General features: G+C 69.2%; 9 protein-coding genes and 1 pseudogene. 7 read left to right on the top strand and 3 right to left on the bottom strand.

Features of this window, described 5'->3' with window-relative positions:
* Positions 1–105 precede the first annotated feature (105 nt).
* The 3 genes and pseudogenes from ACFU74_RS33125 (at position 106) to ACFU74_RS33115 (ending at position 2,881) form a co-directional block, all read left to right on the top strand.
* A complete protein-coding gene (locus ACFU74_RS33125) occupies positions 106–567 on the top strand; it encodes an Imm1 family immunity protein (RefSeq protein ID WP_380763568.1) in 462 nt (153 codons plus the stop codon).
* 293 nt (positions 568–860) lie between these two features.
* A complete protein-coding gene (locus ACFU74_RS33120; RefSeq protein ID WP_380763566.1) occupies positions 861–1,238 on the top strand; it encodes a hypothetical protein in 378 nt (125 codons plus the stop codon).
* Between the two features lie 176 nt (positions 1,239–1,414).
* A pseudogene (locus tag ACFU74_RS33115) lies at positions 1,415–2,881 on the top strand (IS1380 family transposase).
* A gap of 163 nt (positions 2,882–3,044) precedes the next feature.
* Here the strand turns inward: ACFU74_RS33115 and ACFU74_RS33110 are convergent.
* Positions 3,045–4,007, bottom strand: a complete 963-nt coding sequence (locus ACFU74_RS33110; RefSeq protein ID WP_380763564.1) for a helix-turn-helix transcriptional regulator — start codon at positions 4,005–4,007, stop codon at positions 3,045–3,047.
* A gap of 62 nt (positions 4,008–4,069) precedes the next feature.
* On the opposite strand from ACFU74_RS33110, the gene ACFU74_RS33105 reads away from it, so the two are divergent.
* Positions 4,070–5,305, top strand: coding sequence for an epoxide hydrolase family protein (locus ACFU74_RS33105; protein ID WP_380763562.1), 1,236 nt, complete (start codon positions 4,070–4,072; stop codon positions 5,303–5,305).
* Positions 5,306–5,776: 471 nt separating this feature from the next.
* On the opposite strand, the gene ACFU74_RS33100 is transcribed toward ACFU74_RS33105, so the two are convergent.
* Entirely contained in the window at positions 5,777–6,514 is a 738-nt protein-coding gene (locus tag ACFU74_RS33100) for an alpha/beta hydrolase (protein WP_380763560.1), read from the bottom strand.
* Between the two features lie 487 nt (positions 6,515–7,001).
* Between ACFU74_RS33100 and ACFU74_RS33095 the strand changes: the two genes are divergently transcribed.
* Complete coding sequence (locus tag ACFU74_RS33095; RefSeq protein WP_380763558.1) at positions 7,002–7,382, top strand: NAD(P)-dependent oxidoreductase; 381 nt, start codon at positions 7,002–7,004, stop codon at positions 7,380–7,382.
* Between the two features lie 523 nt (positions 7,383–7,905).
* Here the strand turns inward: ACFU74_RS33095 and ACFU74_RS33090 are convergent.
* The gene (locus tag ACFU74_RS33090) at positions 7,906–8,577 is read right to left on the bottom strand and encodes a hypothetical protein (protein ID WP_380763556.1); all 672 of its coding nucleotides are present in this window, start codon (positions 8,575–8,577) and stop codon (positions 7,906–7,908) included.
* Between the two features lie 773 nt (positions 8,578–9,350).
* On the opposite strand from ACFU74_RS33090, the gene ACFU74_RS33085 reads away from it, so the two are divergent.
* Together ACFU74_RS33085 and ACFU74_RS33080 are read left to right on the top strand one after the other, a co-directional pair.
* Positions 9,351–9,716: a hypothetical protein gene (locus ACFU74_RS33085; RefSeq protein WP_380763554.1), complete on the top strand. Its 366-nt coding sequence runs from the start codon at positions 9,351–9,353 to the stop codon at positions 9,714–9,716.
* A 21-nt stretch (positions 9,717–9,737) separates the two neighbouring features.
* The gene (locus ACFU74_RS33080) at positions 9,738–9,974 is read left to right on the top strand and encodes a hypothetical protein (RefSeq protein WP_380763553.1); all 237 of its coding nucleotides are present in this window, start codon (positions 9,738–9,740) and stop codon (positions 9,972–9,974) included.
* Positions 9,975–10,185: the final 211 nt, after the last annotated feature.

The raw sequence follows: 10,185 nt of genomic DNA, 5'->3' as shown, positions 1-10,185 counted from the left end.
GAGCTACCTCGCAGGCCTCCACCTCCGCGCCTCAATGATCTGGATAGACGACCTCGTGCGACCACCCAACTGATCACAACATCACACAGGCCCTAAGGTGACGGAATGTCGCTACGTGCTGAAGTCCGATACAGGCGGGACCGGATCGAGATACCCGACCATCTCGACTCCCTTGAGGACGTCGACGTCCTGATCGACGAGCTCCTCGCGGGCCCGGTGGACGAGAACCTGGCCCAGATCATCCACCTGGACCGGGAAGTGATCGTCCTCGGGGACCCCGCCGGCCCCGGGACGGAGATTCCGGATCACCAGCTCCAGGTCGGAGTGGACAAGGAACTCCAGGTGGGGGTTCTGCTCTTCATCGACCGCAGCGGGAACTTCGTGACAGCGGGCGCCGCAGATTCGAGGAACGCCCCCGAGTACTACCTCGCCGGACACTGGACCCGGTTCCGGGACCAGGTGGAGATCCCCCTCGACCTCGTCCGGGAGGCCGTGAAGGAGTTCCTGTCGTCAGGAGGGCAACGCCCCACCTGCGTTCCCTGGAAGAACCAGTATCTGGACGATTAAGGCACCACCATGCTCAAGCTGCGAGAACACGACGACGGTACTCAGGCCCCCCTTGCCCGCGTGGGCGGCTGACGCCCCGGGCTGACTCGCAGGGCCGGCTGGGGGGGTGTTCTGCAGGCACTGCTGGAGGCTGTCGCCCGGCCTCACCAGGGGTGCCCCGCGTCCTGGTGAGGCCGGGTCAGCGGGCGGAGGCCGCCTTGTTCTGGTGGGCGCGCAGGATGGCGTCGAGCGCCAGGTCCGGTGACAAAGGGTTGACTGGGCTCGCGGTGCAACGTCGGCCGGGGAGGAAGTCTGTGGAGGACCCGGAGTTCAGGGTGGTCCTGACGGGGGCGGCCTACGACGGGCCGGGAGCGCTGAGGGCGATCCGCATGGTCACCGGCCTGAGCCTGTGGCAGAGCCGAGAGCTCCTGGCCAGCGCACCCGTCACCGCCCGGGCCGGCCTCCCGTTCGAGGTGGCCGTGGCCGCTCTCAGGAGACTGCAGGAGGGCGGCGTGCAGGCCGCTCTGTGCTGCGAGTACTGCGAACGCCTGCTGCCCCCCGACGGCACACCCGTCGACCCGGGCCCATGCGAGTCCCCGTACTGGCCCACCGCCCACTGCCAGGCCAACTCCGAAACCGTCTGCGACCTCGATCGCTGTCCTTCCCACGACCCCGACTGGCTCCGCCCGTAGAAACCGCCGGCTGCGGGGGTGCGCGGCCGACGGTGCTGGAGGCTGTTGCCCGGCACCACCACGGCGGCCCCGCGCCCTGGTGAGGCCGGGTCAGCGGGCGAAGGCCGCCTTGGTCTAGCCTGCGCGTTTCGCTTGGGGCCGTGTCCGGATCATGAGCGGGAACGCGAAAGTGCCTTCTGAACTGGGACGATGAGGCTTGTCTAAGGTCTCCGTCAGCCCAGCAGGAAGGCACTTTCTACGTGCACACTACCGGGTCACGTCCCCGGCTCGTCGTCTCCACCGACGGGCGCGGGGTCGTCAGCCACGCCGGGTCGCGTCTGCTGGCCGATCTCGCCGATGCCACCGGCCTCACGCAGGCCTTCGGCGACGCCCTGCGTCGGCTCCGCCCGCGCGGCACCGGCCACGAACCGGGCCGGATCGCCGCCGATATGGCGGTGATGCTCGCCGACGGCGGCGAGGCGATCGCCGACCTCGCGCTGCTGCCCGACCAGCCCGAGGTCTTCGGCCCGGTCGCCTCCACTCCGACTGCGTGGCGACTGCTGGCCGGCATCGATCCTGCCGCGCTCGCAGCGTTGCGCTCGGCCCGCGCCGCCGCCCGCGAGATCGCCTGGCTGCAGGCCGGCGAGACCCGCGACAAGATCCCCGCTTCTCACGCGGGCGGACGCGAACTGCCGAGCCTGGTCCTCGACATCGACGCCACCCTGGTCACCTGCCATTTCCGAGAAGGAGCACGCGGCACCGACCTACAAGCACGGCTTCGGCTACCACCCGCTGCTGTGCTTCCCGGACAACACCGGCGAGGCCCTGGCAGGTGTGCTGCGGCCGGGCAACGCCGCGGCCGACACCGCCACCGACCACATCAGCGTGCTCGACGCCGCACTTGCCCAGATACCCGACGCCCACCGCCACGGCACCGAGATCCTCATCCGCGCCGACAGCGCCGGCTCCGCCAAAGCCTTCCTGGCCCACTTCCGAGCCCTGCGCTCCCGCGGGATCCGAGCGTCCTTCTCCGTCGGATGGTCCATCACCGAGCAGGTCCGCCGCGCGATCCGCCACCTCCCGGAACGGGTATGGCATCCCGCCCTCGAACAGGACGGCTCCCTGCGCAACGGCGCCCAGGTCGCCGAGCTGACCGGCATGGCCGACCTGCCGGGCCCGCCCGAGCGCACCCGGACCACCGTCCGCCGCGAACGCCCGCACCCCGGCGCCCAGCTCACGCTGTTCGACCCGGACGAGGGCATGCACCACCAGGTCCTCTCACCGACACCCCCAACGGCCAGGGCTCCCTGCAACTACTGGAGGTCCGTCACCGCGCCCACGCCCGCATAGAAGATCGGATCCGCTGCGGCAAGACCACCGGATTCGGCCGCTTCCCCTCCCGTCACTTCCAGATCAACGCCGCCTGGCTCGAGCCGTCCCTGGCCGCCATAGGCCTGCCCGCCTGAACCCAAACTCTCCTACTGGAGGGAGAGCTGGCCACAGCCGAGCCGAAGAAGCTCCGCTACCGGCTGCTGCACGCCGCCGCCCGCATAGCCCGCGGCGCCCGCCGACTACACCTTCGGATCGCCAGCACCTGGCCCTGGCGCCACGACCTGGCAACCGCCTTCACGCGACTGCAGGCCCTGCCCCGACCCGTCACCTGATTTCCCCGGCCATCCCTGCCCACCCACGAACCGAGGACCTTGGAGACACCGGCCACGCGTCGGGCCCTCGGCATGCCCTTACACCCCCACACAGGCACAACATGTCGCCAGTGGCATCAACCGAGCTCAGCCAGGCCCAACTGAAAGGCGGAGGCTAGGCCGCCTATTCCTGGTGTATGGCATTGAGGCAGCGGGTGGCCTGGGCGCGAAGGGCTTCGGCGAGTTCTGGTGGGGCGTCGATCAGGGTGAAGTCGGTATCCACCGAGGTGATCATCCAGGCCAGGTCACGGGAGGTGTCAGCCCCCACGTGCAGCAGACAGCTGCGATCATCGACGGGCTCGACGACCCCCATGCCGGGCCACACGCGGCTGGCAACCGCGGTCGCGGATTCGTGCAGGGTGATGGTCGCTTGGAAGGGCCATGTCTGCGCCGACAGCCGGCGGGCCAGGTAGGCGGCCACGTCATTGCCGGGGAGTTCGCGGGGCGTGAACCGCGGACCGAGCGGAGTGCGCGGGACGAGCCGGTCGACGCGGAAGATGCGCCAGTCGTCCCGGTCGGTGTCCCAGGCGACCAAGTACCAGTGGCGGTCGAAGCTGACCAGGCTGTGGGGTTCGGCCGAGCGGATGCCGGAGCCGAGGCGGGGGCTGATGTAGTCGAAGCGCAACCGCTCGTGTCGGCGGCATGCCTCGGCGATGACCATGAGGGTGTCCGCGGAGACCTTTGGGGCCGAGGCCACGCCGGCCCGGACGGTGGCAGTGTGGAGGGTGTTGACCCGGTGTCGCAGCCGGGAGGGCAGTACCTGCTCCAGCTTGGCCAGGGCGCGCAGGGCGGACTCCTCGATTCCGGCGACCGAGCCGTCGGCCCCGGTGCGCAGGCAGACCACGATTGCGACGGCCTCCTCGTCATCGAGCAGCAGAGGCGGAAGCTTGGCCCCAGCACCCAGCTGGTAGCCGGCGGTGCCCTGGGCTGCATGGACCGGATAGCCGAGGTCGCGCAGCCGCTGCACATCACGGCGCAGCGTGCGTCGGCTGACGCCGAGGCGTTGGGCGAGTTCCGTCCCGGACCAGTCGCGATGGGACTGCAGCAGGGACAGCAGTTTCAGCAACCGCCCGGAGGTTTCCAGCATGGCACCAGAATGCCGCACTCTTAGGAAGGAAACTGACCTAAGCGGGCCGTAGCGTCACAGCCATGACGAACACGACCCCTGACTTCCGCCCGTTCAGTATCGCTGTCCCGCAGAACCAGCTCGACGACCTCCACTCCCGCCTTGCCGCCACCCGCTGGCCGGACGAATTGCACGGTGTCGGGTGGAGCCGCGGCGTCCCGGTGACCTATCTGAAGGGCCTGGCCGAGTACTGGCTCACCTCCTACGACTGGCGGGCGCACGAGGCGGCGCTCAATGCGCACCCCCAGTACCTGACCACCGTCGATGGGCAGAACATCCACTTCCTGCATGTACGGTCTCCCGAGCCCGGTGCCACGCCGCTGATGCTGCTGCACGGCTGGCCGGGCTCGGTGGTCGACTTCCTCGACGTCATCGGCCCGCTGTCCGATCCGCGCGCGCACGGCGGCGATCCTGCCGACGCCTTCCATCTGGTCGTTCCCTCACTGCCGGGATTCGGCTTCTCCACCCCGCTGTCGGGGCCCGGAATGGACTCGGCCCGTATGGCAGCGGTGCTTACCCGGCTGATGTCCCGTCTCGGCTACACGCGCTACGGCGTTCATGGCTACGACACCGGCTCGTGGGTTGCGACTCAGATGGGCAAGCAGGACCCCGAGCACGTTATGGGCATCCACGTCAACGCCATGATCGCGTTCCCGGTGGGGGCGGTGGGCGAGACGGATGGCCTCACTGAGGCCGAACAACAACGCTGGCAGGCCATGCAGGACTTCAACGACGGCTATCTGCAGTGCAACTCCAAGCGTCCGCAGACCGTGGCCTTCGCCCTCACCGATTCCCCGGTGGGCCAACTGGCCTGGATCGTAGAGAAGTTCAAGGAGCTCACCGATCCGGAGGACGGGCTGCCCGAGGACAGCATCGACCGGGACCGCATCCTGACCGAGGTCTCGCTGTACTGGCTGACCGGCACCGCCGCCTCAGCCGCCCAGATCTACTACGAGGAGATCTCCGCGAACACTTGGGGCGATGGCGATGGCGCAGTCGGCGGATCGAGCACCGGCTCCGGTACCGTCCACGACTCCGAGTGGGGCGATGGACAGGACGACTGGGCGGCCGGTCAGCGCGGAACAGTGCCGACCGCCGTCCTGCTCTCCACCCATGACGTGACCATCCGCCGCTGGGCCGAACGCGACCACAACGTCGTCCGTTGGACCGAACTCGACCGCGGCGGCCACTTCCTTGCGATGGAAGCCCCGGACTCGCTCGTCGACGACGTACGCGCGTTCTTCGGCACGTCGTGCTGACAGGAAGCGGACCGATTCCGACCGGCGGACACCCCACCCTCATCGTTGAATGCCCAATCAAGTGGTGAGGGCGAGCGTGGGCGGGGAGTTTCAACAGTTTCAAAGGCTCCCATCACCGGCAGAGATTCGTGATCTGTCCAGTTCCAATATGCGTGGCCGGGTTCCAACTATCTCGTCCCGGCTCAGCCCACCCCGAAGGCGGTCACGCTCAACCCGCCAACTCAACTGCTCATCCGCCAACTGAAGCACTCAGTCACAATTTCTGTGACTTAGCACTTCACTTGGCGCGTTGGGTGTCTGCCTACCCGGTCACGACACCGTCGTGACCGGGCCGGACCCGTGATCGTTGCCGCCCCGGTCGGCCGGTACCGCCCGATGGCCGGTACTGCCGCGAGCGGGGGCGGTTGCGCATCTGCCGGCCACCGGCATCGAGAATGGCCGGGGCCTGTCCTCGATGGCGGTGGCCTGGCCTCACTTCAGGTGCCGGGCGAAGAACCGGGCCCCGGCGTCGAGCTCGAACTGCGGGACGCCGGTGTGCCCGCCCATGTTGGCGTGCAGTGTCTTCTCCTTGGAGTCGAAGGCGTCGAACAGGTCCAGGGCCGCCTGCCTGTCGTTCCCTTCGTCGTCCCATTGCAGCAGGACCTGCAGCGGAATGGTGACCTGGCGGGCCTCCTCGAACATGGAGCGAGGCACGAAACTCCCGGCGAAGAAGCCGGCGGCCGAGATGCGCGGCTCGACCACCGCCAGCCGGACGCCGATGGAGATCACTCCCCCCTCGTATCCGACCGGGCCGCCGATCTCGGGCAGCGACAGGAGGGCGTCCAGGGTGGCCTGCCATTCCGGGACCGACTTCTCGACGAGCGGGAGGACGAGGGCGTCGATGATCTCGTCGCCGACCGGTTCGCCGGCCTCCATGGCCCGCCGCAGGTCGGCGCGGGCCTGCTCGGCGGCGGCCCATCGGGGCCGGTCACCGCTCCCGGGGAGCTCGATGGTGGCCGCGGCGAAGCCGTACTTCGCCGCGTAGTACCGGGCCCGCCCCGCCAGCCGGGGGTACATCCTGCGCAGGCCGAGGGGCGGGGGGCTGATCAGGATCAGCGGCGCCGGTGCGGATGCGGACGCGGGCGTCCACAGGATGCCGGGGATCTCACCGAGGGTGAACTCGCGTTCGAGGACGCCGTCGTCGAGGCGCTGCTCAGAAGTGAATCGCATGGTCGTGCCTTTCGGGAGTGCTCGTGAACGGCGCTCCCGGACGACCTACCGCCCGACCGTGACCCCGGAGGGGAGCACCCATGTCGATACTGCGTTCACGGGTACCACCTCCTCGTTCTCTCGCACGGCCTCCAGGAAAGTAGCAGTGGTCGCCGTGGTCCGCCAACAGGTTTTCGCGGAGGCGCCTGGGCCCACCGCGAAGGCGGTCACGCTCAACCCGCCAACTCAACTGCTCATCCGCCAACTGAAGCGCTCAGTCACACAGGGATGTGACTGAGCGCTTCACTTGGCCAGTTGAGCAAATCCGCTGACCAGCGACGATGCTCCAAGGCCACTCCCCCGTTGAACGGCCCTTGGAGCATCGCAGCCCGCTGACCAGGAACAACGCCAGGCGCTCAACTGGCCAACTCGACCGCTAACTGGCCAAGTGAAGCGCTCAGTCACAAGGGACGGGGTTCTCGGCGACACGGGGCCGATCTACAGCTCCATGTCCATCCAGGCGATGTCGTTCAGCTCGACGTCGAGGCCGCGGGCGCGGCGACCGCCCGAGGCACCGGCACCTCGGGCCCGTTCCCTCACCGAGCTGCTGGAAACCAGCAATGTGGTCTCCCTGCACCTGCCACTCACTGCGCAGACCCAAGGCCTGGTCGGGAGGGCGGAGCTCGCGCTGATGCGTCCGGGGTCGGTCCTGCCGAACACCGCCCGGGGCGGGATCGTTGACGAACAGGCGCTGACCGATGCGCTGCGCGACCCCGCACACCCGCTCGCGGCCGCCGCCATCGACACCTTCGAGCACGGGCACGCGGCCTTCGCCTCGCCGCTCTTCGGCCTGCCGAACGCCTTGCTCACCCCCATGTCGCCGGATTGACCCGGAACGCCATGGCCACGGCCGCCCTGCGCTGCGCGGACCACATCGCGGCCCTGCTCGCGAACCGCCCGGACGGCGTACCCGTGGCAACCATGTGACTTGCAGTCCCCATACGACCAGGCCCCTCACCCGCCGTGCCGTACCACCAGCGCCTGGCCGACCACACCCACCGAGCCCGGCCCGGACGTGCCCGGTGCCCCGGCAACACCTACACCTGCCCGCGCCGCGACCGGGCCGTGCGATCAGTGACATGAGAGCAGGTCAGCGGGGGTGGCTCATAGATCCTTGCCTGCTTCGGAGGCGCCCGCCGCCGATGGCCCGTGGTTGTGCGTACCGGGTCCGGCGGGCGCCCCAGAGGCAGCGTAGCCGGGCCCGGCCCCAGATCAATGGGCGCCCGGCCGGTAGCGCGATGGCATCCGACGCGCTGCACCCTGCGTACATCGGAGTCGCAACCTGCGGACGCCACTGCGGCCGGTACGCACTGCGCAGCCGGGTGGCGGACCACCGGGCTGGCGGTGGCGGGTCAGGTCTTCAGAACGCGGCTGATCTCGTGCGGGGTCTGCCGGGCGAAGGCCACCAGGGTGTCGAGATAGCCGCCGGCCCAGGGGCGGTCCATGTTCTTCGGGTGGTCGACCGAGAGGCGGGCGCCGGCTGCGGTGGCCCGGTCCATAGGGTTGTCAATCTCGGTGTCGCCGAGGCACTCGTAGGCGATCTCGATGAAGTCGAGCAGTTTGACCCGCTCCTCGCGGCGCCAGTTCCGCTTCGCTTCCCCCGGGTTGAGGAAGCCATCGGCCGGGACCGAGAGCGCGCGCTCGAACTCGGCCAGGGCCGGCTCCTCGCACAACCGCTCGACCGCCGCGTCGGACAGCGGCGGGCCACCTGCCGCCAGCCGTTCCAGGATGCTGATGCCGAGTACCGTGAACGCGCTGGCGTACCGCCACAGCAGTACCTCGACCTCGTCCGCGCACCGGAACGCCGCACGCCCCAGGTCGCGGAACGCCTCGACCTCGAACGCGAACCGCCTCTCCTCAGCCCCGTGCTCGGCATTGGCCTCCCATGCGCGGGCCCGGTCCTCCGCCGCGAGCGCCGTGCGCAGTTCGACGTCGAGCGTGTTCACCGCCTCGCGCAGCGACACGAGCGCCTCGTACTCCGCCGGGCCGAGTCCTGCCAGAGCCGTGCGTTTCGGAAACTCCATCCCGCCGACCTCCTCCTTGCTGGGGCTCCCGGCAACGTAGCCGGGTCGTCACGGCTCCCGCAGCCGAACGCGCGGTTTCCGCCCGGTTCCACGGACAGCGCTGCACGCGGCGGGGCGGAGCGGCCGCCGGACCGTCCCGCCATCGGGGACTGGTCAGCCCCCGGCCGGGCCAGCGCTTCGTCGCCGAGCTGGTCGTGGCACGCCAGCAGCGCGGTCACGGCTTCGACGAGGTGGCTCTCGTGAGCGGTGTGCTTGTCCTCTGACACGTGATCTTGACCTTTTGCCACCCGACCTTGACTGCCAGCGGGCTCCTGCCACTTGTTCTCGGCCGGGGTTCGGCCGCTGCGGGCGTGCCGACCGATGCGGTGCGTTCCGTGAACGGGAAACCTCTCGCGGTCGCAGTGGGTCTTCCGGGATGCTCGGCCCCATGCGTATCGACGTCGACGGCGTCGCCCCGGTGCCGCGGATGCTGCTCCTCAGGGAGTTCCAGCTCAACTCCGACTTCCAGGTCGTCCTGGACCTGCCGGTATTCGTCATGGCGGGCGACCGCGTCTCGTACGAGGACGGCGTCGTCGTGGTGACTCGCTCGACCGGCGAGCATCGCAGGGCCTCCGGCCGCCGACAGCTACTGGATCTGCCGCCGCTGACAGTCGGCCGGTCAATGTCACCTGTCAATCAGTCCAGGTCGAGTGTCAGAGGACAGGCGGTGGAGCAGCGCGCCCGAGAGCTGCCGCGTTGTCCGGCCTGTCGGTGCGCGGCCTTACGGTCCCGGCATGACCGATACCGATGCCCTTGCCCTTGTCTCGGCCTGGCGGGGTTTCAGCGCTTGGCTGGCCGCCCACTCTCCGGCCGATCACGCAGCCCTGCAGCCGGCGGCCGGCGCCGGGCAGATCGCGAGCCTGGAGGACGGACTCGGCTTCGCCCTGCACCCTCAGTTGCGAGCACTGCTCGAACTGCACAACGGCGTCGCGCCACGAGCCGCCGGGGACACTTTCCCCGCGGGGTCCTTCCTGCCGCTGGCACACCGGCTGCTGCCCGCGGAGCAGATCCTCACCTACCACCGAAGGTACGTCGAGCTGTTCCCGGTGGACATCTGGGATCCCGAGGGCCGGGGCACCCTGGTAGGCCACGCCCGCTAGTGGGCGCCCATCGCACTCCCCATGGACGGGGGCGTGCTCTTCGTGGACCACCTTCCGGGGCCCGCCTACGGGCACGTCTACGAGATGGGTATCGGCTCGGGCGACACCGAGGGCGGCCTGTGGGCCACCAGCCTGGCGGACATGTTCACTTCCTTGGCCGACAGCCTGACCACCGGTCGGCCGTTCCACGGCTTCGTCCCGGACACCCACTGGCACACTTCCGGAAAGCACCGCCTCGACTGGCAAGTGGCGCGGTAACCCTCCCCGACACGAACGGCCCCGCGCCGGGCTGCCGGTCTTCGGATACCGCCGACTCCGGTGGTCAAGATCACTTGGCAAACAGTCAAGATCACCTGTCACAGGACAGTGCTGGTTGACCCGTCTCAACGAAGTTTGACCGGTCTCACCGAAGTGTGACCGCTTGCCGGACGGACGGGCCCAACCGAAGTTCGTCAACGTCACCGCCCGA

This window comes from Kitasatospora sp. NPDC057500 (assembly GCF_042802195.1).
Lineage (GTDB): Bacteria > Actinomycetota > Actinomycetes > Streptomycetales > Streptomycetaceae > Kitasatospora.
This window is presented reverse-complemented; position numbering and strand designations above follow the sequence as displayed.